Origin of the sequence: Pseudomonas sp. B8(2017) (assembly GCF_002113575.1) — a bacterium.
GTDB lineage: Bacteria > Pseudomonadota > Gammaproteobacteria > Pseudomonadales > Pseudomonadaceae > Aquipseudomonas > Aquipseudomonas putida_Z.
The window spans coordinates 193,693-218,771 of sequence record NZ_NEIO01000003.1; the positions used below are offsets into that span (position 1 = coordinate 193,693).

Below are 25,079 nucleotides of genomic sequence, written 5' to 3' on the forward strand. Positions count from 1 at the left end.
TGGCCACGCCACCTCTTCAAGGTCTTCGCCGTGAATCAACAGACCCTCGTCAGCATCGCCATTCCAGCCTTCAACCCCGAGTTCTTCCGCGCCACGTTGCTCAGCGCGCTCAACCAGGATTACTCGACGCTGGAGGTGCTGGTCTGCGATGACAGCCGGGGCCTGGAGATCCAGCGTATCGTCGACGAGGTGGTAGGTGAGACCGGCAAGCCGGTGCGCTACGTGCGCAATCCGCAGACCCTTGGGTTCGCCCGCAACCTGCTGGCGTGCCTGGAGCATGCTGAAGGGCCGCTGATCAAGTTTCTCTGCGACGACGACCGACTGTTCCCCGAATGTGTCGGCCTGCAGGCCGCGGTCATGGAACAGCATGCCGATGTCAGCATGACCATCTGCCAGCGCATGCTGTGCGCGGCCGACGATGCCTTGCTACCGCCGCGCATGCTCAATGCGGTGATGTGCCCGGAGGATGCGGTAGTCAAGGGCAGCGACTTGCTCGAAGCGTTGGAGACGAACGCCCCCAACCTGTTCGGTGGCCTCAGCCATGCACTGATGCGCCGTGACCTGGTGGCCGAGTTCCTGCCGGCGTTGGTGCAGGAGGGCAGCGGGTTTGCCGCGCGCCTGGACATGGCGCTGTACATTTGCCTCATGCGCCGAGGCAACCTGGGGCACCTGTCACGCTTCCTCAGCATGGAGCGTCTGCACCCTGCGCGCCTGAGCCACCAGGCAGGCATGACCCTGGCCTTCCCCATCGAGACCGACTGGATAAAGGCAATGCTGGCCGCGCGGGCAAGCGAGGCCGCACCGGCCAGTGGCTGGGTGCGCTACTTGTCGCTGGAGCGGTACCAGGGCGAGCAGGGTGCGCAGTGGGACGAGTACGAACTCAACCGCCTGTACGGGGCACAGCAGGCCCGCCAGGCGCAGCAGGTTGGCACTGACTGCCTGTCGTTTGAAGAGGTGTATGCCCAGTGGCTGGAGTGCCGTGACCTGTCGGCTGCACAGCTCAAGGCGTTGCCCAAGCGCTTCGAACAGTGGCCCCGGCAGCCGCGTATCGTCCCGGTGATCTGGGCCGAGGCGGGTGAGGAACTGGCCCTGCGCGCGACCCTGGACAGCCTTGCCGCGCAGTCCTGTTCGGCAGCTGGCACCTGGCTGCTGGCACCGGCGACGCTGGAATTGGCAGGCCACCCGGTCGCGGTTGAACGCATGCTCGTTCAGGGTAATGGCCTGGCCCAGCTGCAGGCGCGCCTGGCGCGTGCCGACGATGCCGACTGGATACTGCTGTTGCGCGCTGGCGATCGCCTGGTGCCCCATGCTCTGGCGATCATGGGCGAGCGCATGGCACTTCGCGAGCGGGCCTGCATCTATGTCGACGAAGGTAGCCATGACGGGCTGCGCCCGACAACACCCATCTTCAAGCCGGACTTCAACCTCGACCTGATGCGCAGCCTGCCATATGTAGGGCGCGTACTGGCATTCAACTGTACGGCGCTGCGCGAGGTCGGCGGCTTCGACCCGGACTTCGATACCCTTGCACCCCACGACCTGCTGTGGCGCCTGGCGGAACACCAGGGCTTGCAGGTCATCGAGCACATCGACGAACTTCTGGTGCATTGCCAGCACGACTTTGGCCAGTGGCTGCACGACCCGCGCTGCGCACAGCAGGCGCCACGCGTGGTGCGGGCCCATCTGCAGCGGCTGGGCGTCGATGCCGAGGTTGTCGGTGCCGAAGGCATGTCGTTGTGCCAGGTGGCGTACCGGCACCCGGAGCAAGCCCTGGTCTCGATCCTGGTTACGCTCGGGGACGACCTGAGCGCGGCGATGCGTTGTGTCGAGTCCGTGTTCGAACACACCCGGTATGGCCATTTCGAGGTGCTGCTGATCGCCTCGCCGGATACGCCTGCCGACCTGCGTCAATGGCTGCAGGCCATGCAGGGGCTGGGCAGCAGCCAATTGCGGGTGATCGAGGTGGCCAGCGGCAGCCAGCTGGTGCAGTTGAACCAGGCCAGCGAGGCTGCCCGTGGCGACTACCTGCTGATGCTCGACAGCGCCTGCGCCGCCTTCGACCGGCCCTGGCTGGAGCAGTTGATGGCCCAGGCCCAGCGCCCGGAGGTCGGCGTGGTGGCGCCCAAGCTATGTACCCAAAGCGGCGAGATCTTTGGCGCCGGGCTGGTCCTGGGGCTGCATGGCGGCGTCAGCAGCCCGTTCGTTGGCATGCCGGCTGACAGCGGCGGCTACATGCTCCGGCTCAATGCCGTGCAGAACTGGAGCGCGCTGAGCCTGGACTGCCTGCTGGTGCGCCGCGAGCTGTTCGCCGCGCTGGGCGGTTTCGATGTGCAGGGCCTCAAGGGCGGCCTGCAGGACGCCGACCTCTGCCTGCGCATCCGCGAACAAGGCTATCTGGCGGTGTGGACGCCCCATGCAGTGCTCGTTCGCTTCGCTTCGACCCGCGACGTGCGGACCGACAGCCAGCGCAAGGTGCTGGACAAGGACATCTTCCATGAACGCTGGTTGGCCAAGGTTGCCCGCGACCCTGCCTATAACCGCAACCTGAGCCTGAAGATGGCCAGCTTCAACCTCGATGCCGGACAGCGTCGTGGCTGGGACCCGTTCATCAGCCGTGTGCTGCCGTCGGTGTTGGCGTTGCCGATCAACACTTCGGCGGTCGGTCACTACCGGGTGGCACAGCCGTTCACCGAGCTGGAGCGCGCTGGCTGGATCCAGGGGCGGCTTGATTACAGTACTCCGGAGATGATCGAGATCGAGCGCGAGAAGCCCGACGTGATGATCTTGCAGTGTCGCTACACGGTCAATTCGATCGATGAAATGACGCGCTTCAAGCGCCTGTCGAACGCCCGACGCATCTACGAGATCGACGACTACATCATCGAGGTGCCGGAAAAGAACGCCCATGCGCGGAACATACCGGCCAACATGCGCGAGCTGGTCACCCAGGGTATTGCCTTGTGCGACCGGGTGGTGGTGTCGACCCAGCCGCTGGCCGATGCACTGTCGAGCATGCACCACGATATCCGTGTAGTCCCCAACATGCTTGCCGCCCCGCTGTGGGCCGGGCTGGCCAGCGAGCGCCAGACTAGCGCGCGGCCGCGCGTGGGCTGGGCGGGGGGCACCAGCCACCGGGGCGATCTGGAGCTGTTGCTGGACGTCATCAAGGCCCTGGCCGACGAGGTCGACTGGGTATTCTTCGGTATGTGCCCGGATGCCTTGCGGCCTTATGTGAAGGAATTCCACAAAGGCGTGCCCTTGGCGTCGTACCCGCAGAAGCTGGCCAGCCTGAACCTTGACCTGGCACTGGCGCCGCTCGAACAGAACCTGTTCAACGACTGCAAGAGCAACTTGCGCCTGCTTGAGTATGGTGCGTGCGGCTTCCCGGTGATCTGCACCGACACCAAGGCCTATGACGGCTACCTGCCTTGCACGCGGGTGCGCGACAACACCTCGGAACAATGGCTGGATGCGATCCGCATGCACCTGGCCGACCCCCAGGCCAGCTACCGCCAGGGTGATGCCCTGCGCGAAACGGTGCTGCGGGACTACGTGCTGATGCCACACCACCTGCAACAGTGGGCCAACGCCTGGCTGGCGGATTGAACCTTGGGGCCTGCCACCGTCGGGCGCCAGACCAACAACATGAACAGGTGCCCTATGGCCGAAACCGTAATCGGGTCGCACAACCAAGTGACCGTCGTCCTGCTTGGGCATGAACAGCCGGACCATCGTGCCCGAGCCATCCATTACTATCGCCAGGCGGGCATTCCCTGCCTGGCCCTGGAGCCACTGCAGGCGGACACCGCGGGCGCGCAGTGCAGCGCTCGCCTGGCCCTGGCCTTGCAACAGGTCGCCACTCCGTTCGTGACCCTGGCCCTGGATGCCGATTTCGTGTTGGCGTCGGCCCTGCAGCAGGCCGCTGCCTGCTTGCATGCGCAACCTCAGGTGCAGGGCGCTCAGGGCTACGCGTTGGGCTATGCGCCGGGCAATGCCCAGGTTGCCTACCACAAGATGGGCTCGGCCTTCGAGGCCGCAGCCGATGACAGTGCGCGCACACGCCTGCGCCAGTACGCCATGGCTGGTCAGCAGGCCTGGCGTGCGGTGCTGCGGGTCGGGGCAGTGCAGGCGCTGCTCGACACCTTGCCAGGCGAGCTGGATTTCGCTGGCTGGCGTGTGGCCTTGTCTTGCGCCCTGGTCGCCGCAGGCAGAATCGCGCAACTGGCGCAGACCGATGTGGTCTGCGAGTTCGCGCCGAGCAAGCTGACCCCCGTGGCTCGCGACGAACAGCTGACCCGTACCGTGCGCCTGCTGCGCGAATGGGGGGGCGAGCTGTGCAATGACGAGGCTGGTTTTGCCGTACTCAATCGTTTTGTGCGCGCGACCTACGACCAGGGCGAAGCACCTTTGCTGTTCACCTCGCCATGGGGCACGGTGATCGGCGAACCGGAGCGAATTTTCGAGCCGCGGCAGTATGTCGAGTTGCCTTACTACAATGGCGCGCTGTTCGAGCGCCTGAGCGCGCTGGAATTCCTCTGCCATGCCTGGCCGACCGGGCAAGCCCACCGCCAGGCGCTGGAGGGCACCTGGGTGCGCCAGCGCGAGTTGTTGCAGGTGCACCCCAACGACACCGCCGCAACCTTGCAGCAGCGTTACTGGAAAGCGTTGGCGCTGGGCCTGTTCAACCTGGAGGTCTGCCAGCGCCTGGTACCGACCCTCACCGACAATGACGATGGTGAGCGCGCCCGCGAACTGGGTGATTGGCTTGCGCGCCTGGAGGCGGTGCCCGGTATCGATGGCAACGGCTGGTTGCGCAGTACGAGGTCTGGCCAGGTGCTTGACGCGCTGGCCGCTGCCACGCCGGACAGGGCCGTACAGCAGCGCCTGTTGGCACAACTGAACAAGCGCCCGGGGGCGCAGGTCACCTTCGTGATTGCCGATCTGGGCGACGACGACCTGGCGTTGCAGGCGACCTTCGACAGCCTGCTGGCCAGCGGGTTGCGCCAGTTCAAACTGGTGGTGCTCAAGGGTGGCAAGCCGCCGGCGATCACCACCGCCCGCGATACCCTGCATTTCGTGCAAGTCAATGAAAGCAACTGGGTCACCCACCTCAACCAGCAAGTGCGCCAACTGAGCAGCGATTGGCTGATGTTGCTGGAGGCCGGCGATACCTTGGTCAGCGGTGGCTTGCTGCGCTTGCAGCAGGAGCTGGCCGAAGCCCCGGGTTGCCAGGCGGTCTGTGCCAATGAAGTGCAGCGTGACACCGAGGGCCGCCTGCATGGCGTGGTTCGCCCAGGCAGCAACCTCGACCTGCTGCGTGCACAACCGGGGCTGATGTCGCGGCATTGGTGCGTGCGCCGCGAGACCGTGGTGGAGTTGGGTGGCTACAGCGAAACCTGCCGCCATGCATTGGAGTTCGACTTGCTGTTGCGCCTGGTGGAGCAGCATGGGCAGGGCGGCCTGGCACACATGGACGAATACCTCGTGGTGGGCAGCCAGGCGACGCCGGCGCTGCAGGCCGATGCGCTGCTTACGCTAAAGCGGCACCTGACGCTGCTGGGTTACCGTGGTGAAGTGCACGACCAGGGCGATGCTGGCCTGGTGGTGGACTTCCGCCATTCGGCCACACCGCTGGTGAGCATTCTGGTGGCCGCCGAAGGTGACGTGCAGCGTTTGCAGGCTTGCCTGACCAGCGTCCTGCAGCGCACCCGTTACCCGCGCTACGAGCTACGGGTTGCCTGTAATTCCGAACACGCCGAAGCTACCGCTGCCGCGCTGCAAGGGTTTGGCCAGCGTGTCGTGCTGCTGGCAGGCACGGCGAGCGGGCGTGAGGCGTTGCTCAACCTGGCGGCGGAACAGGCTCGGGGTGAATACCTGCTGCTGCTTGCCGAGCACTGCGAAGTGATTTCGCCGGCCTGGATCGAAGGGTTGCTCAACGAGGGGCTCAGGCCTGAAGTAGGTGTCGTCGGCGCTCGTCTGCTCGCGCGCGACGGCACGGTTGTGCATGCTGGCTTCGACTTGTTGCAGGGGCCGGTGCTGCACCAGCCATGGCTGGGCATGTCGGTGATGGATTGCGGCAAGGCACGCTGGCCAGCGTCGGTGCGCAACTGCGCCGCGGTTTCTGCCGACTGCATGTTGCTCCGCCGTGATCTGTTCGACCATTGCGGTGGCCTTCAGCCGTTACGGGCGTTCGACCTGGACGTCTGCCTGGCGGCGGCGGCGGCGGGCTTGCTGGTGGCCTGGACGCCTGTGGCGCAGCTGTTCGACGATGCGCCGAACGTGGCCGACCCGGTGGCCTGTGGCGTGTTGCAGGCGCGTTGGCCTGACGCGTTTGCCAGCACTTGGGCCAGTGATGCGCTGAGTCCTGCGCGTCAGCGCTGAGCCAGGCATTCGGCCAGCGTCGTCTGGCAATGCGGCAAAAAAAATCCGCTACCTGTCGTGGGTAGCGGATTTTTCATTGCCTGGCGGCAGTGGCGGCTGAGTGCGCGACTCAGCCACCATCGATCAACCTGGCAGCCAGGCCGCCGCCAGCCTCTGCAGGTAGGCTGCGTCAGCCATGGCTGCCTGGCCCACCTGCGCACGCAGTGCCGCGCCTTGGTGGTTCCGGGTTGGCTCATCGTCGACCAAGGCAGTGATGGCGTCGTTCCAGGCCGATACTTCATTGACCGCACGTGTGACGCACAGGCTGGCGGGCAGGGTGGCTACGTCGCTGCAGGCCACCGCATAGCCGCAGGCGCCGAGTTGCATCAGTGCCAAAGCGTCGTCGTATGCAGCCTGGGTGCTGTCGCTGCGAATCAGCAGGGCAGCATCAAGGTTCAGGCTGGCCAGCAGCCTGGGCGAATGCTGTACCTGTGCCGGGTGCAGTTCGCGGGCATGCTGTTGCAGGTGTGCCGGTACATCTCCCCAAAGTACCCAGTCCACGCGTGAGGTCCAGTGACGAACCACCTGCTCGGCCAGTTCGGCCGTGGCCGGATCGTTGTCGAGGAAGGCACAGCCGAGGCGAGGCTTGCCTTCGAGTCGAACAGGTCGCGGCAGGTCTGCCCATTGTCCATCGAGTCGGTTGTCGATGACCTGGATATCGTCATGCAGGCCCTCGAGATTGTTGGCCAGTGCCTGGCTGCAGACCACGATGCGGTCCACCATGCGCGCCGCTTGCTCGAGGGTGTCGCGTTCTGCGGCGGTGTTCGGCAGGGCAGTCACCTGAAGGATCTTGAACGCCGACGACAGGCCCAGCATCTGGCTCAGGCGCGGCAGCCGGCGAGCGTCGCAGGCGTGCTGGAGCACGATCACGTCAGGGCGCAGGCGTTGCACTTCGACCGGGCTGAGCAGGCGATCGCTAACGCAGCCGTCGATCTGCCCTGCGTCACGCAGGTTGTTGAATGCCGCTTGCAGTTGCGCCGCAGCATGCTCGTCCTGGCTCGGGCAGGCCAGCACCACGGGCAGCGGCCGCCAGCACAACGGCCGCCAGCTCAGCTCCATCAAACGCTCGAATTCAAAGCCGCTGCCATGCAGGGAAAGGTGCCGGTTGTGTGCCGGATCGTTGGCCAGCTGGGGCAGCCACTTGGCATAGGCATTGTGCTGATCCTGGGCGAAGCGTTCGCGCATCTGCGGCAGTTTGCGCACTTGTGCCCAGCTGGCGCCCCCTTCATGAACCAGCGTGGCATGCGGCGTCCAGACGTTCAGGTAGCCCATCTCGACCAGCTTCAGGCAAAAGTCGAGATCGTTGCAGGTGACCTGGAAGTGTTCTTCGTCCATGCCGTTGGCAGCCAGGTAAAGCGCTTTATCGACCATCAGGCAGCTTGCACTGACAGCGCTCATGCTCTGGTCGACGTGCAGGCGCTGCAGGTAGCCGCTGGCGTTGGCGGGTTGGTCCAGCGATGGGCTGCCGGCAGGGCCATGCAGGCCGCCGATCAGCCCGGCGTGCTGGATACGCCCTGCAGGTGTCAGTAATTTGGCCCCGACCGCGCCGACTTCAGGGCGTTGGGCGTGGTTGAGCAGTTCGTCCAGCCAATGCCCGTCGAGCACAGCCACATCGTTGTTCATCAAGACCAGGTATTCACCGCGGGCCTGCCCTGCGGCGAAGTTGTTGATGGCGCTGAAGTTGAACGGCCCAGGGTAGCGCAGCACGCTCAGGCGGTCCTGGCCGATCATGGCCATGTTGTTCAGCCAGTCATGGGTCTGCTGATCCTGGCTGTCGTTGTCGACCAGGATGATTTCAAAATGTGGGTAGCCTGTCTTTTCCAGCAGGCTTTCCACGCAGCGTTGCAGCAGGGCCAGGTTGTCGCGGGTCGGGATAACGATCGATACAAGCGGTTGCTGCGCATGACCGTACTTGATGTGGTAATGGCGAGCGGGGCTTTCCAGCACTTGCGCGTTGACGTAGCCGCGGTTGGCCAGATGTCGGCTGATGGCATTTCGCTCGTCGGCGTTGTCTTCGATCAAAGGGGTGTTGCTGACGATGAAGGCTTCATCGAGGTGAGCAATGCCGGCCAGGCCGTCCTGTTCGATCAGGCGCAGGGTCAGGTTCAGTTCCAATGCACGTGGCAGGCTCGGGTCGTAGCCGCCGACCTGCAGCGCCAAGGTTCGCCGTACCAGCCAGTGGGACGCCATGGCCAGCGGCAGGCTCAGCAGGTAGTCGAGGTTGACGCCTGGGCGCAATACGGCGCCAGGGCCTTCGGCGGAGCGGAACATGCCATCGCAGTACAGCATGCGGCAGCCTTCGGCACCGGCAAGTTCCAGGTCCAGCATCAGGGCGCCGGACGGCAGGATCTCGTCACCAGCGTCGAGCAGCATCATCCAGTCGCTGTCTTCGCTTTGCAGGGCCTCGTTCAGTTCGAGGGCGCCCGGGGCCGTGCAATGCAGCCAGCGCACACCTGCGGCAAGTGCTGGTGGCGCTGTCCGGGTGCTGAGCACCACGGTGCTCAGGCGGATGGAGGACGACGTGCGCCACCAGGCGATGCTGTCGAGCGTGTCCTGAAGTGCGGCGGCATCGCCTTTTTCATCACGTACCAGCAAGGTCAGGCTGGTCAGCCCCGACAGTTGCTGGCGACGTGCGTCGGTCAGCTGCTGCTGCACGGGGGTGAGTTGGCGCTGCAGCAGCCAGTCCCTGACTGAAGGCACCTGGCTTTGCACAACGTGGCGCACCGCCGCGCGCTGGGTGGTATCGATGAACCGCTGCAGTTGCGGCCAGAAGGCCCGCTCGATATCCAGCCAGCGCATACGCGCTTGCATCACGCTTGCACGGGCGCGCTCCAGCCCCCCGGGCTCGTGGTACAAGGCCGAACCGGCGTTACCGAACTGTTCGACGAATGGCTGGGCCGTGACATGGCCGCCTGGCATGTAGATGACCGGGCAGCCGCACAGCATGGCTTCTGTGCAGGTGGCGGAAATCTCGTAGCTGTACAGCACCGAGGCCTGACGGAAGATCTGCGCCAGTTGCGCAAGTGTCTTCGGGTTGGCCAGGCTCAGCACTTCGATGTCGTCCGGCAGCAGCGAGTAGTCGACCTTGGTCTTGTCGAAGCGATTGAGGTAGAGGTAGTGACCGCGACGTTCGATCGGCTCGGCAGGTGGCGAGAACAGTTCCGAGTCGATTACCGGCAGCAGCAGCAGGTCGTCGCTCTTGGCATTACCGCGAAAATCCTGGGTGTAGTAGAAGAACAGGTCCGATTCCCGGGCATCGATGGCCCTGCCGGTCAGGAAGCCTTCACGGTTGAGGATGTAGCGGGCCACGATCGGTGCGCCGATCGGGTTGCCATCGGCGACTTCCGGGTACACCGCGATGGGGGCCAGGCCAAGGGCCATGTGGCGCAGGCGGATCTCATCGGTGAGGATCGGCGTGCGCAGTGCTGGGTTGACCTTGCAATGAGTCACGTAGGCTTCATGACCTGCCAGGTTCAGGGCGTGGCAAAGGTAATGCAGCACGCACACACCGGAAGAGGTTTCGCGGTAATCGGGTGCGCAGATGTAATAGGGGTGGCGCGGCTTGCCGTGCAGGCTTGCAGGGGTCATGTTCAGTTCTCGCAGACGACGTAGACGCTGGCGCACAGGTCCGGGTAGACCATGCCGAGGGCCTGGCAGGCATCCATGAATCGATCGTCGATCAGTTGGCTCTGCAGGGCCTTGTCCAGCTGGAAGTTGGCCAGAGGCTTGAAGAACACGCCGCCTCGCTGGCGCACGGTCCAGCCGGCGCCACGTACTTCCTGCTCAAGGGTGTCGAGGCTGTAGGTCACGCGGTGGCCGTGCAGGCGCTCGCCTTCGGTGACGGCGCTGTTGTGCTCGATAAGACCCATCTTCACCGCGATCTGGCGCGATGGTGCGTTGGCGTTGGGGACGGCGATGAACAGCCGACCGCCGGGCGCCAACCAGCCACGCACACGCTCCAGCACGCCACGGCGGTCGTCCAGGTGTTCCAGCGTGTGGATCAGGAAAATGTTGCTGTAACGCGGTTCGACCTGGGCTTGTTCGAACGTGCTGCAAATGAACTGGATGGGCGCATCGACACGCTTGCGCGTCACCTCGATCAGGTCGCTGGCCGCCTCGATCACCGTCAGGTCGGGGAAGCGCTTGGCGAACAGGGCGGTGAAGGCGCCTTCGAAGCAGCCCATCTCCAGCGCCGGGCCGTTGACCAGCCAGGGCGAGAAGGTGTCCAGCATGTAGCCCCTGAGCCGCGCATCGAAATCATAGAAATAGCTGCGGTGCGCGTTGTCCTGGAACTCTTTGTTGTAGTCGCGTGTGGTCATGGGGCTCATCCCTGGTTCTTGCGGTAAAAGCGCTGATCTTCAGGCTGGTACCACTCATGAAGGGTTGTCGGGGTACGGGCATACCAGCCGAGCAGTTGTTGGACCGCAGGCGGTTGCGAGACGCAGAAGGCTTCGCCGAGCGCCCGGCAGTAGTCGAATTGCGGCTTGAAATGGCTGCGGGTGAAGGTCAGGGTAAGGCAGCGGCGGGGCAGGGTGGTGCGGTTGACCCCGGCGGCGTGCCAGATGCGCGAATCGAACAGATAGATCGAGCCTGCGTGGCCCAGGGCCGTATGCGCCTGGGCTTCAAAAATGGCGTCGGTGGGCTTGTGCGGGGCGCCATGTGAACCCGGCAGGAACAGCGTTGCACCGTTGTCGGCGGTGAAGTCGTCCAGCAGCACCAGGGCCTGGGCCATCTGCATGTTCTCGGCAGACCACGAACGGACATCACGGTGCACGTTGCGAACGTAGGCATCGGTACTGTTCAGGTTGTTCAAGCCGCCAAAGGAGTTGAGTATCGGCACACCGCCGAGCATGTGCGCGAGGGTGTCGACCAGCCCCCAGTCGGCGAACCTGGCCAGCAGTTCAGGGAAGTGGCTGTCACGGGTGATGATGTGGTGGGCCGTCTGTTCCGTGCGCTGGGTGATGCCGTTTTCCAGTTGTACCTGGCGGCATCGCTCGATGGCCGTGGCCAGGTCGTTGCGCAAATGGTCGAGCAGCGGTTGGGCGATCAGGTCGGGTACGCAAGCGTAGCCATTGCGCTGCAGGGTTTCGTGCAGTGCATTCATCGGCCTTGCTCCTGCTCATCGCGCCAGTGGCGATAGTCTTCGGCGGTGACGCCGAGCAGGATCCGGTCCCAGCGTTGCCCTTTTCGATAGTACCACTGGCGCTGGACCCCTTCGATGGACCACGGCACCTTGCGCGTGTAGGTGGCGAGGGAGGCTTCGTTGTATTCGATGATGGTCGTCCACAGGCGATGCAGGCCCAGCTCATCGAAGGCGTAGCGCATGACCGTGCTGATCACCTCGGTGCCATAGCCTTGGCCGCGCAGTGAACTGTCGCCGATCATCATGCCGTGCTCTGCCGTGCCGTTCTTCCAGTCGATCCCCACCAGGTTGGCCGTGCCGATCAGGCCGTGCTGGGCGACCTCGATACCAAAGCGTTGATTAAGCGGGTCACCCTTGAGGCCTAGCAGCCAATCCCGCTGAGCTTCGCGCGAGACGGGGAAGTGCCAGCCGCCCAGCAGGCTCCACAGGGCTTCATCGTTGGACCAGCGGTGCAACATGGGCAGGTCTTCGAGTTCCAGTGCTCTGAGCACGATGCGTTGGCCATTGATGCTCATGGTGTCCTCATATGCAGGATGACGGCGTCGGCCAGGCGGTGCATGTCCGTGGCCCCGTAGCGTTGGTCCATCGGCAGTGGCAACAGGCATTCGGCCAGATGCCGCTCCAGCGCGGGTGTCGTCGGGTTGTCGATCAGTTCCCGCCAGTAGCAGGGAACATAGATGGCTTGGTCGAGCAGGTGCCTGCGCAGGTGGTTTGCCTGGGCAGGCGAATCGAGCAGCAGCGGGTAGCACAGGGCTGCAGGCAGCTCGCCGGGCCAGGCGCTGAAGCGATTGCAGCCGTCCAGCCGCTCGCGCAACAGGCTCAGATTGTTGCGGCGCCGGTCAGCCACGCTTGCATAGTCGATGCTGTCGAGGATGCGCGCGGTGCTGGCAGACATGGCTCGAACGCCTTGCTCGGCCAGTGCTGCCTCATTTGCCTGATATTCGTTGTAGTGCTGCTCGGCCGCCTGCTCGAGCCTTCCGAGCAGTGCCGCGAAGCGGTAGCGCGAAGCGCTGGGCTGTGCCTCGGGCATCCGGGCGGGGCCATTGACCAGCCAGCCACCATCGGCCACACCGACGAACTTGCGCGGCGAGTAGAGGGTGGCAATGCCTGGCAATGCCTGGCTGAACAATGCCTGGGAGTTGTCGATGATCAATTGCTGCCCGTAGCGGGGCACGAGCACCCGGCGGACGTAGTCGGCCTTGAGCCCGAAGTAGTCGACGTACAACAGACCTTCGTCGGCAGCCACGTCAGGCAGGGCGGCCAGGGAGAGTTCGGCGTCCAGCGTGTAGCGGCACACTTCGATGTCCAGGCCGGCCAGCGCTTGTTCAAGGACGGCGCAGATATAGTGGGGCAGGTGGACACGGCGCAGATCACGTGCCTGCATCAAGGCGCGAAAGGCCGAGCGGGCACTGTTGAACGCCTTGGCTTGTGGGTAGGGGTGCTGGCCGCTGCGCAGTTCCAGTTCGAAATAGCCGCCTATGGCCTCAGGCACTTTGGATTTCTCCGAGTCTGGCCCAGGCACCCACCACTTCTGGCTCCTGGAACATCAAGGCGTCGAGGATCGACAGCCCGGCAACGAAGGGTTGGCTGTCGCTGCCCTGGGAATATGGGGGCAGCGTGGCGCCAAGCAGTTCCAGGGTGATGCCGGCTTGCTGGAATGCCTCGGCCTGGTACAAGTGCCCGCCACCGATCGGGTTGAGGTAATGGGTTGCGCCGCACGCCTGAACGATCTGAATGACCCGCTCCTGGCTCGAGGCCTCGCCGGTGATGGGCAGCGCGCTTGCGCGTGATATCGGTGTGTCGATGCCGAGCAGCGTGCAGCAGGCCTTGAGCAGGCGCTCATCAAGCGTTGCGATGCTGTCAGCGGACGGGGTGAGCAGCGCTTCCAGCCAGGCCATCACCGGCGCGCGACGGGGCGCCTTGCGGTAGGCGAAGTCGAGCTTGTTGAGCAGGTCGGCGAGCTCGAACTGTTCGGCAATGCGCCGCTGCATGATGTGCTGGGTATGGCTGGCCTTGGCCAGGGCGATACGAAACCACTTGGCTTCGCCGTCGAGCAGATAACGGTTGCGCTCGATCCAGCCGTTCTTGATGAATTGCACATTGTCATAGAGGACAAAGTGATCCGCAGCAGCGATCAGCTGGAAATAACCCAGGTATGGCAGGAAGTACGGCTGCATCAAGGCAACCCGATGACGCCCGGGCGAACGGGGGGCGGTCTGTGGGGTCATGCCTGGCGAGCCTGCAGCAGGATATCGATGATCTGTTCCTGGGATGGTACGTCCAGGTCCGGATAGATCGGCAGGCACAGCACCTGGCTCGAGATCCTCAGGGCGTTGGGCAGGCGTTCCAGATTGGAGCTGGCCAGGCCCCGGTACATGGGGAATTCGCAGATCAGTGGGTAGAAGTAACGGCGCACCAGGATGTCCTGGTCGCGATAGCGCTGGTACAGCGCATCGCGCGAGATACCGAAGCGTTGTTCATCGATCAGGATGGGGCAATAGGCGTAGTTCCAGTCGAGCCCTTCCGGCTGTTGCAGCAGGGAGATACCGTCAACGTCTTCCAGGGCCCGGCGGTAGCGCTCGAAGACCTGGCGACGGCGCTGCAGGGCATCATCGATGTGGCGCAGTTGCAACACACCGAACGCTGCCTGGATCTCGTTCATCTTGCCGTTGATGCCGGTGGCCATGATCACGGTTTCATCGACAAAGCCGAAATTCTTCAGGAAATCGATACGGCGCTTGAGCTTTTCGTCCTGGCAGATGATTGCACCGCCCTCGAAGGTGTTGAATACCTTGGTGGCGTGGAAGCTGAGGATCGACAGGTCGCCATTGTCGAGAATGCTGCGCCCGTCCTGGCGTACACCAAAGGCGTGGGCGGCGTCATAGATCACCTTCAGGCCGTAGGTGTCTGCGATCTCCTGGATGGCACCGATGTCGCAAGGGATGCCATAGCAATGGACCGGGAGAATTGCCGTGGTCTCAGGGGTGATCGCTTCGATGACGCGTTGTGGGTCCAGGTTGTTGGTACGCGGATCGATGTCGACGAAGACTGGCTTGAGGTTGTTCCACAAAAGCGAATGGGCTGTGGCGACGAAGGAGTAGGGTGTGGTGATGACTTCGCCCGTCACGCGTAGCGCCTGCAGCGCTGTCACCAGCGCCAGGGTGCCATTGGAGAACAGCGATATGTGCTTGACGCCCAGGTATTCGGCCAGCTCACTTTCCAGCTGTTGATGGAACGGCCCTGCATTGGTCAGGCGCTTGCTTTCCCAGATACTCTCCAGATAAGGAAGGAACTCTTCCAGGGGAGGCAGGAGAGGGCTGGTTACGGTGATCGGTTTGGCCATGGCGGCACTGCTCGTTTTTTCGGTTATAGAAGCAGGGCAAGCTGGACCCTGCCGCTGTACAACGTGCGCAGACGAGGTTTCGCCATGAAACCGACGGCCGGCACCGGGTTGATGGGTTGATAGCAAGAAGTCGGCCAACCTTCTCCATTGGTATGATTGTGTTCAATCTGTCGTTGATCGTGACTTGGCAGTCGAAACGTGCATCTTTAATCTATTGAGTCTGTGGGTAGTCCCGTCGCCGTGGGGTGCAAGTTCTGGCAGCCATGGCCGCGTTACCTGCGAATTTTTGCCATTTCCATCGGGAAGCCACAATGATTGGCATCAAAAGCATCGCCAGTTACGTACCTGTAGAAGGCGTGGATAACTACGCTCAGGGTGCGAAATTCGGCAAGGATCAGGATTTCATCTTCGGCAAGATCGGTTCGACCTTCTTGCCGCGCAAGGATGCGGCCCAGGAAACCTCTGACCTGTGCGTCGAGGCGGCCAGGACGCTGTTCGCTGCCAATCCATCGCTTGACCCGGCGGCCATCGATGCGGTGATCGTGGTCACTCAGAATGGTGATGCCGAAGGCCTGCCGCATACGGCCGCGATCGTCCAGCACAAGCTGGGGCTTTCGACGCATGTCGCGGCGTTCGATGTTTCCCTGGGCTGCTCCGGCTACGTCTATGGGTTGTATGCGATGAAGGGCTTCATGGAAGCAGCGGGCCTGAAGAATGGCCTGCTGATTACCGCCGACCCCTATTCGAAGATCGTCGACCCCGAGGATCGCAACACGACCATGTTGTTCGGGGATGCCGCGACCGCGACCTGGATGGGCGAGGATGCTGCCTGGCAGCTCGGCAAATCGCTGTTCGGCAGCGATGGTGCAGGTGCCGAGCACTTGCGCACCACCGACGGCAAGTTCTTCATGAACGGCCGTCAGGTCTACAACTTCGCCCTGGTCAAAGTGCCTGCGCACCTGCAGCAGTTGCTCGAGGCCAGCCAGTTGCGCGCCGAGGACATCGACCTGTACTGCCTGCATCAGGGCAGCGCGGCGATCGTTGATGCCGTGTCTGCGCGCTTCGACGAGGGCGCGCACAAGCAGAAGTTCGTCAAGGACATGGTCGAGACCGGCAATACCGTGTCGTCGAGCATCCCGTTGCTGCTGGAAAAGCACGTGATGAACTCGCAGCACAAGCGCGTTGCGCTCAGTGGCTTCGGCGTCGGCCTGTCCTGGGGTTCGGCGATCATCGAGCGCAACGGCTGATCGAGCGTCACCCTTGCGTTATCAAAGAAGCGCTGCCCGCCTCGGGCCGCGCTTCTTTCGTTTCTGATGATGGTTTTCTGGCGTCAAACCCTTGATTTCATTGGGATGGCCGGATGCCAGCAAAAAAAGTGAGAAATCGCCCTAAAGCAAACTGCCCTGACGACGATAAACATTACGAAGGTTCTCTGTGCCACACCCGGCGAATTGCCAAGGCCGGAAGCCGTAGTACCCAATCCAACGAGGAATTCGTCATGGCTTTGACTGTTAACACCAACACCACCTCTCTGGGCGTTCAGAAAAACCTGAACCGTGCTTCCGATGCGCTGAGCACCTCGATGACCCGTCTGTCCTCCGGCCTGAAAATCAACAGCGCCAAAGACGACGCCGCCGGCCTGCAGATCGCTACCCGCATGACCTCGCAGATCCGTGGTCAGACCATGGCTATCAAAAACGCCAACGACGGTATCTCCATCGCCCAGACCGCTGAAGGCGCGATGCAAGAGCAGACCAACATCCTGCAGCGTATGCGTGAACTGGCCGTTCAGTCCCGAAACGACTCGAACAGCACCAACGACCGTGTCGCTCTGGACAAAGAATTCCAGTCGATGGCTTCGGAACTGACCCGTATCGCCAACAGCACCCAGCTGAACGGCAAGAACCTGCTGGACGGTTCGGCTTCGGTCATGACCTTCCAGGTTGGTTCCAACACCGGTTCCGCCAACCAGATCACCATCGACCTGAGCGCCAAGTTCACCGCTTCGGACCTGGGCGTCACTTCCTCGATCAACATTCAGGGTTCCGACACCACCACCGCCGAAGCCAACTTCAGCGCTGCTGTTTCGGCCATCGACGCCGCTCTGCAAACCATCAACAGCAACCGTGCTGACCTGGGTGCCGCGCAGAACCGTCTGACCAGCACCATCAACAACCTGCAAAACATCAACGAAAACGCCGAAGCTGCTCGTGGCCGTGTACAGGACACCGACTTCGCTGCTGAAACTGCCCAGCTGACCAAGCAGCAGACCCTGCAGCAAGCTTCCACCTCGGTTCTGGCCCAGGCCAACCAGCTGCCGTCGGCAGTACTGAAGCTGCTGGGCTAATCTGCCTGGTTGCTGGCGGGGAAGTGCTGGTAAGGCACTTCCCCGCCTTTTCATTGCGAGGTGGTGGGCATGGACATGAGCGTCAAGCTGAACCTGTCTTATCCGGCCGCACGTCCGGCCGAGCAGGTTGCCGAAAAACCGGTTGCCCGGTCGACGGAAAACGTAAAACCCGAAGACGACAAGAAAGACGCCAAGGCGGTGCAGGATGCCGACAAGGTCAAACATGCCGTTTCGGAGATCGAAAAGTTCCTGAAGGCGTCGCAGCGCAATCTGGAATTTTCCACGGATGAAGAATCCGGCAAGATCGTGGTCAAAGTCATCGCTACCGACAGTGGTGAACTGATTCGCCAGTTGCCCTCGGAAGAGGCCCTGCGGATCGCTCACAGCCTGAGCGATGTCAAAAGTGTTCTGTTCGACGCCAAGGTATAGTTGGCGGCGAACACCAATGAAGTGAAGCATGTCTGTCCCGCAGGAGCGGGTTGACGCGTTGATGAGAGGGACTACAGCATGGCAAGCCCGATTACTTCCAGTACAGGCCTGGGTTCTGGTCTCAACATTACCGAGATCGTGACCGCGTTGGTCAAGGCCGATACATCCGCCAAACAGGCGCAGATCACTCGGCAAACCAGCAACAACACTGCGATGATTTCGGGTATCGGCTCGCTGCGCAGTGCCCTCACGGCATTCCAGGACGCCATGAAGGCGCTCAACAACAAGGATGCGCCGTCGTTCAACGCCTATGCAGCGACCTCGGCCAACGAGTCCGTGGTCAAGGTCAAGTCGAGCAACTCGGCGGTAGCGGGTAGCTATGACATCGTGGTGGACAAGCTGGCCACCAGCTCGAAAGTGGCCAGCCAGCAGTTCAGCGGTGGTGCCACCAGCCCGATCAGTGCTGGCCAGCTTACCATCAGCCAGAACGGCAAGACCTACAATCTGGACGTGGCCAGTGGCGCGACGCTGCAAAGTGTGCGCGACCAGATCAACAAGGAAATGAGCGCCAACGGCATTTCCGCCAACATCGTCAACGAGGAAGGCGGCTCGCGCCTGGTGCTCAGCTCGACTACCACAGGTGCGGGGACTGACATTTCCCTGAGCGGTATCGCCGAGCTGGCAATCGATGGCACCACGCAGATGTCCGGGACCGGTGCGGGCTTCATCACTGCCAAGGCCCAGGACGCTGAACTGACCATCGACGGCTTGAAGGTCAAGAGTGCCTCCAACACGCTCGATAGCGCCATCAGCGGCATGACCCTGGAGTTGACCGGGGTCAGCCCGAAGGCCAGCGGCGTCGGCACTGGTACGCCGACCGCGGTCACTGTTGCGGCGGACAACGATGGCCTGAAGAAGTCGGTCCAGAGCTTCGTTGATGCCTACAATACGCTGCAGAAGGCGATCACGTCGCTGACGTCGACCAGCCGTGATGACGATGACAAGCTGGTGCTCGGCCCGCTCACCAACGACCCGACCACCCGCTCTCTGTTGGGTGATGTGCGCAAGGTGCTGAGTGAGGTGGGGGCCGGCGACCAGCTGACCACGCTGAGCCAGTTGGGTATCAACACCCAGAAAGATGGCACGCTCGAATTCAACAGCAGCAAGTTCACCGCGGCGATGAACGACAAGAAGCTCGGCCCGGAAGTGCAGGAGCTGTTCACCGGCACCGACGGCATCTTCGAGCGCATGAACAAGGCCATCGACCCTTACAACAAGACCGATGGCAGCCTTGCAACGCGCAAGTCGAACCTCGACAAGGCGGTCTCGGAACTGGCCAACCAGCAGGCCGCGCTTGATCGCCGCACCGAGTCCCTGACCGAATCGCTGACCAAGAAGTACGTGGCCCTGGACACCGCCCTGGGCAAGATGAAAGCCCAGGCCGACCAGATCACCTCGATCTTCGAAGCGATCAACGCCCAGGCCAAGAAATCCTGATCGGCTGAACATGCCAAAAGCCCGGCGGCGTCCGCGAGACGCCCCGGGCTTTTTGCTTTTTCCCTAAAGTTTTTTGACGTACAGGCGATACAGCAGGTACAAGCAACTTTTTACCGCAGCAACGAGGCAGATCCATGAACCCGATGTTGGCCCTTCGGCAGTACCAGAAAGTCAACGGCGCAGCGCAGACGTCCGAAGCCAGCCCGCACCGCCTGGTGCAGATGCTCATGCAGGGCGGCCTTGATCGCATGGCGCAGGCCAAGGGCGCCATTGCCCGCAACGACATCGCGCAAAGGGGCATCCTCATCGGCAAGGCCATCGACATCATCGGCGGCCTGCGTGAAGGCCTGGACCTGGAAAACCATGCCGACAGCCTGGCTGAGCTGGACAGCTTGTACATGTACATGAGCCGCCGCCTGATCGAGGCCAACGTCAAGGGTGACCCGGCCATCATCGACGAGGTCGCGCGCCTGCTGATCACTGTGAAGGAAGGTTGGGACGCAATCGGCGATCAGTCGTCGGCTTCCTGATAAAGGAGGATGACATGAACGAAGTAATCGCCCGGATCGAGCAGACTCGGGAAATGTTGCTGGCGGCGCTGGCCGAGCGCAACTGGGAAGCGGTGGGTGAGCTGGACCTGGAATGCCGCTTGCGCATCGGTGACATGGTGAGCGAGGCTAAAGGCAACGAGGCCGATGTCAGTGCCAGCCTTGAGCAGTTGTTGGCCGTATACCGTCAACTAATCGATGTTGCAAGTGGCGAACGTCAATCCTTGGTGGATGAAATGACGAAAATCCGTCAGGCGAAGAACGCGGCAAAGGTATACCATCTATTCACCTGACCACAGATGTTGCCAAAAGCCATGCGCCATTAATTTGACTGGCTGGTTTTTTTTGACTTTACTAGTGGCTGTTTTCGAATTTCAGACGTCCGAACACTGACCATTCAGTCGGAATGATGTCGAGCACGCCCTCGGGCGCCGATATGACTAGGGAAGTTGCTATTGCATGTGGCGTGAAACCAAGATTCTGCTGATCGACGACGACAGCGCACGCCGCCGCGACCTGGCGGTGGTGCTTAACTTCCTCGGCGAAGAAAACCTCGCTTGCTCCAGCCAGGACTGGCAGCAGGTGGTCGAGCCATTGTCTTCGAGTCGCGAAGTGCTGTGCGTGCTTATCGGCACTGTAAACGCCCCGGGCAGTGTGCTTGGGCTCGTTAAGACAGTGGCTGGGTGGGATGAGTTCCTTCCGGTTCTGCTTTTAGGTGAAATTTCTTCTGCGGAGTTCCCGGAAGACCTTCGCCGCCGGGTGCTTTCCAACCTGGAAATGCCGCCAAGCTACAGCCAGCTGCTGGATTCGCTGCACCGTGCCCAGGTCTATCGCGAGATGTACGACCAGGCGCGCGAGCGTGGCCGCCAGCGCGAACCCAACCTGTTCCGCAGCCTGGTCGGTACCAGCCGTGCCATCCAGCACGTGCGGCAGATGATGCAGCAGGTGGCCGATACCGATGCCAGTGTGCTGATCCTGGGTGAGTCCGGCACCGGCAAGGAAGTGGTCGCGCGCAACCTGCACTACCATTCCAAGCGCCGCGAAGCGCCGTTCGTGCCGGTCAACTGCGGCGCGATCCCGGCCGAGCTGCTGGAAAGCGAACTGTTCGGCCACGAGAAGGGCGCCTTCACCGGGGCGATCACCAGCCGTGCCGGGCGTTTCGAGCTGGCCAACGGCGGTACCCTGTTCCTCGACGAAATCGGCGACATGCCGTTGCCGATGCAGGTCAAGCTGTTGCGCGTGCTGCAGGAACGTACCTTCGAGCGCGTGGGTAGCAACAAGACCCAGAGCATCGATGTGCGCATCATTGCCGCGACCCACAAGAACCTCGAGACCATGATCGAGGAGGGCACGTTCCGCGAAGACCTGTACTACCGCCTGAACGTGTTCCCCATCGAGATGGCGCCGCTGCGTGAGCGGGTGGAAGACATCCCGCTGCTGATGAACGAGCTGATCTCGCGCATGGAGCACGAGAAGCGCGGGTCCATCCGCTTCAACTCCGCGTCGATCATGTCGCTGTGTCGCCACGGCTGGCCGGGCAACGTTCGCGAGCTGGCCAACCTGGTCGAGCGCATGGCGATCATGCACCCGTACGGGGTGATTGGCGTGTCCGAGCTGCCGAAGAAATTCCGTTACGTCGATGACGAAGACGAGCAGATGGTCGACAGCCTGCGCAGCGACCTGGAAGAGCGCGTGGCGATCAACGGCCATACGCCGAACTTCAGCAACCACGCCATGCTGCCACCTGAAGGCCTGGACCTGAAGGACTACCTGGGTAGCCTGGAGCAGGGCCTGATCCAGCAGGCGCTGGACGATGCCAACGGTATCGTTGCGCGCGCGGCTGAACGTTTGCGCATTCGTCGTACCACCCTGGTCGAGAAAATGCGCAAGTACGGCATGAGCCGCCAGGGCGGCGAGGAGCAGGCGGAGGATTGACGCCTGGCGGTTGCCTGTACCGGCCTCTTCGCGGGCACGCCCGCTCCCACAGGATCGATGCACAGCTTGAATTCAGTGATATCCCTGTGGGAGCGGGCAAGCCCGCGAAGAGGCCGGCACAGGGAGCCAAAGTCTCCAGTACTGCGCAAGGCTTGAAGCCTGCGCGGTACCTGTGGGAGCGGGTTCACCCGCGAAGAGGCCGGCACAGCCAACCCAAATCCCTATCTCCGGCACGGCTATTGCTACACCGCTGGCAACACACCGTTTTTATGACGGTCAGCCACGCGAGAGAGCAAGATGCCCCAGGCCGCCCACGTATCCCTAGCCCCCGATCCGCAGGGGCAAACCCCGATCGAGCAGGAAAGCCGTCAGGGTCTCGAGCAGGCCTTCGCCCTGTTCAGTCAGGTATCCACCCAGCTGAGCCAGTCCTACAGCCTGCTAGAAGCCCGGGTCAGCGAACTCAAGGGCGAGCTGGCGGTGGTCAGCGCCCAGCGCATCGATGAACTGAGCGAAAAGGAACGCCTGGCCAACCGCCTGCAGAACCTGCTGGACCTGCTGCCCGGCGGGGTGATCGTGATCGATGGTCAGGGCCTGGTACGCGAAGCCAACCCGGCCGCCTGCGAACTGCTCGGCGAGCCGCTGGTCGGCCAGCTGTGGCGCCAGGTGATCGCCCGCAGCTTTGCCCCGCGCAAGGATGACGGTCACGAAGTCTCGCTGCGCGACGGCCGCCGTCTGTCCATTGCCACTCGCTCGCTGGATGCCGAGCCTGGCCAGTTGGTGTTGCTCAACGACCTGACCGAAACCCGTCGCCTGCAAGACCAGCTGGCCCGCCACGAGCGCCTGTCTTCGCTGGGGCGCATGGTCGCCTCGCTGGCGCACCAGATCCGCACGCCACTGTCGGCGGCGATGCTCTACGCCAGCCACCTGGCTGATCCCGAACAAGACCTGAGTGCGGAAACCCGCCAGCGCTTTGCCGGGACCCTGAAAGAGCGCCTGCACGAGCTGGAACACCAGGTGCGCGACATGCTGGTATTCGCCCGTGGCGAGCTGCCGCTGAATGATCGAGTCACGCCAAAAGCCTTGTTCCAGGCCCTGCAGCAGGCTGCCCAGGCGCATGTGCAAGGGCACGCCGTGCGCTGGCAGTGTGACAGCCACCTGGGTGAGCTGCTGTGCAACCGCGACACCCTGGTTGGTGCATTGCTCAACCTGATCGAAAATGCGCTGCAAGCCAGCGACGGCCCGGCGCGACTGAAGGTGCACCTGTTCCGCCGCGAGCGCAGCCTGCATCTATGTGTAAGCGACGCCGGCAGTGGCATCGATGCCGACCTGCTCGGCCGCCTGGGCGAGCCGTTCCTGACCACCAAGGCCACTGGCACCGGCCTGGGCCTGGCCGTGGTCAAGGCTGTGGTGCGTGCGCACCAGGGTACGCTGCGCCTGCGCTCGAAGGTTGGCCGTGGTACCTGTGTGCGGGTGGAGCTGCCGTTGATCGACGGGCAACTGGCGGAGGGCATGTAATGGCGATCAAGGTGCTGCTGGTCGAGGACGACCGCGTATTGCGCCAGGCGCTGGGCGATACCCTGGAAATCGGCGGCTTCGCCTACCAGGCGGTGGGCAGTGCCGAAGAAGCGCTGGAAGCGGTACTGGAGGAGGCCTTCAGCCTGGTAGTCAGCGATGTGAACATGCCTGGCATGGATGGGCACCAACTGCTGGCCCAGCTGCGCCGCCAGCAACCGCAACTGCCCGTGTTGCTGATGACCGCGCATGCCGCGGTGGAGCGCGCCGTCGAGGCGATGCGCCAAGGGGCTGCCGACTATCTGGTCAAGCCATTCGAGCCCAAGGCCTTGCTCAGTCTGGTCGAGCGGCATGCCGCCGGGCGCGTGGCTGAGGAGGAAGGCCCGGTGGCCTGCGAGACGGCCAGTCGACAATTGCTGGAGCTGGCCACGCGGGTGGCGCGCAGTGACTCGACCGTGCTGATTTCCGGCGAATCCGGTACCGGCAAGGAAGTGCTGGCGCGCTTCATTCACCAGCAGTCGCCGCGGGCGGCGCAGCCCTTCGTGGCGATCAATTGTGCTGCCATCCCCGACAACATGCTCGAGGCCACCCTGTTCGGCCACGAGAAGGGTGCCTTCACCGGCGCCATCGCTGCCCAGGCCGGCAAGTTCGAGCAGGCCGAAGGTGGCACCTTGCTGCTCGACGAAATCTCGGAAATGCCAATGGCCTTGCAGGCCAAGCTGCTGCGCGTGCTGCAGGAGCGCGAGGTGGAGCGGGTGGGTGGGCGCAAGCCGATCAGCCTGGATATCCGCGTGCTGGCCACCACCAACCGTGACCTGGCTGGCGAAGTGGCGGCCGGGCGTTTCCGTGAAGATTTGTACTACCGCCTGTCGGTGTTCCCCCTGGCCTGGCGCCCGCTGCGCGAACGCCCGGGTGACATCCTGCAACTGGCCGAGCGCCTGTTGGCGCGTCACGTGGCGAAGATGAAGCACGCCCCGGTGCAGCTGTCGCCCCAGGCCCGAGCCTGCCTGCAGGCGTATGCCTGGCCGGGCAACGTACGCGAACTGGACAACGCCCTGCAGCGGGCGCTGATCCTGCAGCAGGGCGGGGTGATCGAGGCGGCGGATTTTTGTCTGGCAGGCGCCATTCCATTGTCAGCTGGCATCGAGCCATCACCTGAGGTGCTGGCCGAGCCTGGCGGACTGGGCGATGACATGCGTCGCCATGAGTACCAGATGATCATCGACATCCTGCGCGCCGAGCGCGGCCGCCGCAAAGAGGCGGCCGAACGCCTGGGGATAAGCCCGCGTACCCTGCGCTACAAGCTGGCGCAGATGCGCGATGCCGGGTTTGACGTCGAGGCCAGCCTGTTCGGCTGAAGATCGAAAGGGGCTGCTGCGCAGCCCATCGCCGGCAAGCCAGCTCCCACAGAGCCCCGCGCTGTACCTGTGGGAGCTGGCTTGCCGGCGATGGGGCGCGAAGCGGCCCCAGATTGTCTGGCATACATAGGCTGGCACCTTTGTTGCTTTAGGTTGGCTATCCGCCGCATCACTGTCAAAAAAATGCGGCCGCAGGAGAGAGAAGGGTCATGAGCCAAGGTGTTGAATTCAATCGTCTGATGTTGGACATGCGGGCCATGCAGGCCGATGCCATGTCGCTGCCCAAGGTGGCCGCCGCCCCCGAGTTGGCACCCGGGCAAAGTACCTTTGCCGACATGCTCGGCCAGGCCATCGGCAAGGTGCATGAGACGCAGCAGGCTTCGACCCAGTTGGCCAACGCTTTCGAGATCGGCAAGAGTGGCGTCGACCTGACCGACGTGATGATCGCTTCGCAAAAGGCCAGCGTGTCGATGCAGGCCCTGACCCAGGTACGCAACAAGCTGGTCCAGGCGTACCAGGACATCATGCAGATGCCGGTTTGAGGACG

Annotated in this window: 19 protein-coding genes; 12 read left to right on the top strand and 7 right to left on the bottom strand. The window is 63.0% G+C overall.

The window, feature by feature from the left end; genetic code table 11:
- The first annotated feature begins 30 nt into the window (after positions 1–30).
- Positions 31–3,606, top strand: coding sequence for a glycosyltransferase (locus CAG22_RS06925; protein WP_085589045.1), 3,576 nt, complete (start codon positions 31–33; stop codon positions 3,604–3,606).
- A gap of 54 nt (positions 3,607–3,660) precedes the next feature.
- The gene (locus CAG22_RS06930; RefSeq protein WP_085705033.1) at positions 3,661–6,381 is read left to right on the top strand and encodes a glycosyltransferase; all 2,721 of its coding nucleotides are present in this window, start codon (positions 3,661–3,663) and stop codon (positions 6,379–6,381) included.
- Positions 6,382–6,504: 123 nt separating this feature from the next.
- Here CAG22_RS06930 and CAG22_RS06935 read toward each other — a convergent pair whose 3' ends face one another.
- The 7 genes from CAG22_RS06935 to CAG22_RS06965 are packed head-to-tail and all read right to left on the bottom strand — an operon-like array spanning position 6,505 to position 14,906.
- Positions 6,505–10,008, bottom strand: a complete 3,504-nt coding sequence (locus CAG22_RS06935; RefSeq protein WP_085705035.1) for a glycosyltransferase family 2 protein — start codon at positions 10,006–10,008, stop codon at positions 6,505–6,507.
- A 2-nt stretch (positions 10,009–10,010) separates the two neighbouring features.
- The gene (locus tag CAG22_RS06940; protein ID WP_085589204.1) at positions 10,011–10,739 is read right to left on the bottom strand and encodes a bifunctional 2-polyprenyl-6-hydroxyphenol methylase/3-demethylubiquinol 3-O-methyltransferase UbiG; all 729 of its coding nucleotides are present in this window, start codon (positions 10,737–10,739) and stop codon (positions 10,011–10,013) included.
- 5 nt (positions 10,740–10,744) lie between these two features.
- On the bottom strand, positions 10,745–11,524 hold the full coding sequence (locus CAG22_RS06945; RefSeq protein ID WP_085589039.1) for a phytanoyl-CoA dioxygenase family protein: 780 nt from the start codon (positions 11,522–11,524) through the stop codon (positions 10,745–10,747).
- The gene (locus CAG22_RS06950) at positions 11,521–12,078 is read right to left on the bottom strand and encodes a GNAT family N-acetyltransferase (protein WP_085589037.1); all 558 of its coding nucleotides are present in this window, start codon (positions 12,076–12,078) and stop codon (positions 11,521–11,523) included. The genes CAG22_RS06945 and CAG22_RS06950 overlap by 4 nt, the downstream gene beginning before the upstream one ends.
- The gene (locus CAG22_RS06955; RefSeq protein WP_085705037.1) at positions 12,075–13,055 is read right to left on the bottom strand and encodes a hypothetical protein; all 981 of its coding nucleotides are present in this window, start codon (positions 13,053–13,055) and stop codon (positions 12,075–12,077) included. The genes CAG22_RS06950 and CAG22_RS06955 overlap by 4 nt, the downstream gene beginning before the upstream one ends.
- On the bottom strand, positions 13,048–13,791 hold the full coding sequence (locus CAG22_RS06960; RefSeq protein ID WP_170929277.1) for a WbqC family protein: 744 nt from the start codon (positions 13,789–13,791) through the stop codon (positions 13,048–13,050). The genes CAG22_RS06955 and CAG22_RS06960 overlap by 8 nt, the downstream gene beginning before the upstream one ends.
- The gene (locus CAG22_RS06965; RefSeq protein ID WP_085589031.1) at positions 13,788–14,906 is read right to left on the bottom strand and encodes a DegT/DnrJ/EryC1/StrS aminotransferase family protein; all 1,119 of its coding nucleotides are present in this window, start codon (positions 14,904–14,906) and stop codon (positions 13,788–13,790) included. Before CAG22_RS06965 ends, CAG22_RS06960 begins: the two co-directional genes overlap by 4 nt.
- 311 nt (positions 14,907–15,217) lie before the next feature.
- On the opposite strand from CAG22_RS06965, the gene CAG22_RS06970 reads away from it, so the two are divergent.
- The 10 genes from CAG22_RS06970 to fliE all read left to right on the top strand — a co-directional run bounded on the left by CAG22_RS06970 (position 15,218) and on the right by fliE (position 25,074).
- Complete coding sequence (locus CAG22_RS06970; RefSeq protein WP_085589029.1) at positions 15,218–16,153, top strand: ketoacyl-ACP synthase III; 936 nt, start codon at positions 15,218–15,220, stop codon at positions 16,151–16,153.
- 251 nt (positions 16,154–16,404) lie between these two features.
- A complete protein-coding gene (locus CAG22_RS06975; RefSeq protein ID WP_015271225.1) occupies positions 16,405–17,253 on the top strand; it encodes a flagellin domain-containing protein in 849 nt (282 codons plus the stop codon).
- 69 nt (positions 17,254–17,322) lie between these two features.
- Positions 17,323–17,682 carry a flagellar protein FlaG gene (locus CAG22_RS06980; RefSeq protein WP_015271224.1) on the top strand — a complete coding sequence of 120 codons (360 nt, stop codon included), beginning with the start codon at positions 17,323–17,325 and terminating at the stop codon, positions 17,680–17,682.
- Between the two features lie 78 nt (positions 17,683–17,760).
- Positions 17,761–19,179 carry a flagellar filament capping protein FliD gene (gene fliD, locus CAG22_RS06985; protein ID WP_085691644.1) on the top strand — a complete coding sequence of 473 codons (1,419 nt, stop codon included), beginning with the start codon at positions 17,761–17,763 and terminating at the stop codon, positions 19,177–19,179.
- Between the two features lie 134 nt (positions 19,180–19,313).
- A complete protein-coding gene (gene fliS, locus CAG22_RS06990; protein ID WP_003257284.1) occupies positions 19,314–19,709 on the top strand; it encodes a flagellar export chaperone FliS in 396 nt (131 codons plus the stop codon).
- A 14-nt stretch (positions 19,710–19,723) separates the two neighbouring features.
- Positions 19,724–20,020, top strand: a complete 297-nt coding sequence (locus CAG22_RS06995; protein WP_075045931.1) for a flagellar protein FliT — start codon at positions 19,724–19,726, stop codon at positions 20,018–20,020.
- 166 nt (positions 20,021–20,186) lie between these two features.
- Positions 20,187–21,662 (top strand): transcriptional regulator FleQ, encoded by a 1,476-nt coding sequence (gene fleQ, locus CAG22_RS07000; protein WP_046614590.1) that lies wholly within the window; start codon positions 20,187–20,189, stop codon positions 21,660–21,662.
- 297 nt (positions 21,663–21,959) lie between these two features.
- Positions 21,960–23,177, top strand: a complete 1,218-nt coding sequence (locus CAG22_RS07005) for a PAS domain-containing sensor histidine kinase (RefSeq protein WP_085705039.1) — start codon at positions 21,960–21,962, stop codon at positions 23,175–23,177.
- Positions 23,177–24,532, top strand: a complete 1,356-nt coding sequence (locus CAG22_RS07010; protein WP_085705041.1) for a sigma-54 dependent transcriptional regulator — start codon at positions 23,177–23,179, stop codon at positions 24,530–24,532. Before CAG22_RS07005 ends, CAG22_RS07010 begins: the two co-directional genes overlap by 1 nt.
- A gap of 209 nt (positions 24,533–24,741) precedes the next feature.
- Complete coding sequence (gene fliE / locus CAG22_RS07015; RefSeq protein ID WP_013973606.1) at positions 24,742–25,074, top strand: flagellar hook-basal body complex protein FliE; 333 nt, start codon at positions 24,742–24,744, stop codon at positions 25,072–25,074.
- Positions 25,075–25,079 lie beyond the last annotated feature (5 nt).

What these genes read in the sequence shown, in the direction of transcription:
- fleQ (WP_046614590.1), top strand. Translation starts at nt 20,187, where the DNA reads ATGTGGCGTGAAACCAAGATTCTGCTGATCGACGACGACAGCGCACGC.
- CAG22_RS06930 (WP_085705033.1), top strand. Translation starts at nt 3,661, where the DNA reads ATGGCCGAAACCGTAATCGGGTCGCACAACCAAGTGACCGTCGTCCTG.
- CAG22_RS06940 (WP_085589204.1), bottom strand. Translation starts at nt 10,739, where the DNA reads ATGACCACACGCGACTACAACAAAGAGTTCCAGGACAACGCGCACCGC.
- CAG22_RS06995 (WP_075045931.1), top strand. Translation starts at nt 19,724, where the DNA reads ATGAACGAAGTAATCGCCCGGATCGAGCAGACTCGGGAAATGTTGCTG.
- CAG22_RS06980 (WP_015271224.1), top strand. Translation starts at nt 17,323, where the DNA reads ATGGACATGAGCGTCAAGCTGAACCTGTCTTATCCGGCCGCACGTCCG.
- CAG22_RS06935 (WP_085705035.1), bottom strand. Translation starts at nt 10,008, where the DNA reads ATGACCCCTGCAAGCCTGCACGGCAAGCCGCGCCACCCCTATTACATC.
- CAG22_RS06945 (WP_085589039.1), bottom strand. Translation starts at nt 11,524, where the DNA reads ATGAATGCACTGCACGAAACCCTGCAGCGCAATGGCTACGCTTGCGTA.
- fliE (WP_013973606.1), top strand. Translation starts at nt 24,742, where the DNA reads ATGAGCCAAGGTGTTGAATTCAATCGTCTGATGTTGGACATGCGGGCC.
- CAG22_RS07005 (WP_085705039.1), top strand. Translation starts at nt 21,960, where the DNA reads ATGCCCCAGGCCGCCCACGTATCCCTAGCCCCCGATCCGCAGGGGCAA.
- CAG22_RS06960 (WP_170929277.1), bottom strand. Translation starts at nt 13,791, where the DNA reads ATGACCCCACAGACCGCCCCCCGTTCGCCCGGGCGTCATCGGGTTGCC.
- fliS (WP_003257284.1), top strand. Translation starts at nt 19,314, where the DNA reads ATGAACCCGATGTTGGCCCTTCGGCAGTACCAGAAAGTCAACGGCGCA.
- CAG22_RS07010 (WP_085705041.1), top strand. Translation starts at nt 23,177, where the DNA reads ATGGCGATCAAGGTGCTGCTGGTCGAGGACGACCGCGTATTGCGCCAG.
- fliD (WP_085691644.1), top strand. Translation starts at nt 17,761, where the DNA reads ATGGCAAGCCCGATTACTTCCAGTACAGGCCTGGGTTCTGGTCTCAAC.
- CAG22_RS06970 (WP_085589029.1), top strand. Translation starts at nt 15,218, where the DNA reads ATGATTGGCATCAAAAGCATCGCCAGTTACGTACCTGTAGAAGGCGTG.
- CAG22_RS06975 (WP_015271225.1), top strand. Translation starts at nt 16,405, where the DNA reads ATGGCTTTGACTGTTAACACCAACACCACCTCTCTGGGCGTTCAGAAA.
- CAG22_RS06950 (WP_085589037.1), bottom strand. Translation starts at nt 12,078, where the DNA reads ATGAGCATCAATGGCCAACGCATCGTGCTCAGAGCACTGGAACTCGAA.
- CAG22_RS06965 (WP_085589031.1), bottom strand. Translation starts at nt 14,906, where the DNA reads ATGGCCAAACCGATCACCGTAACCAGCCCTCTCCTGCCTCCCCTGGAA.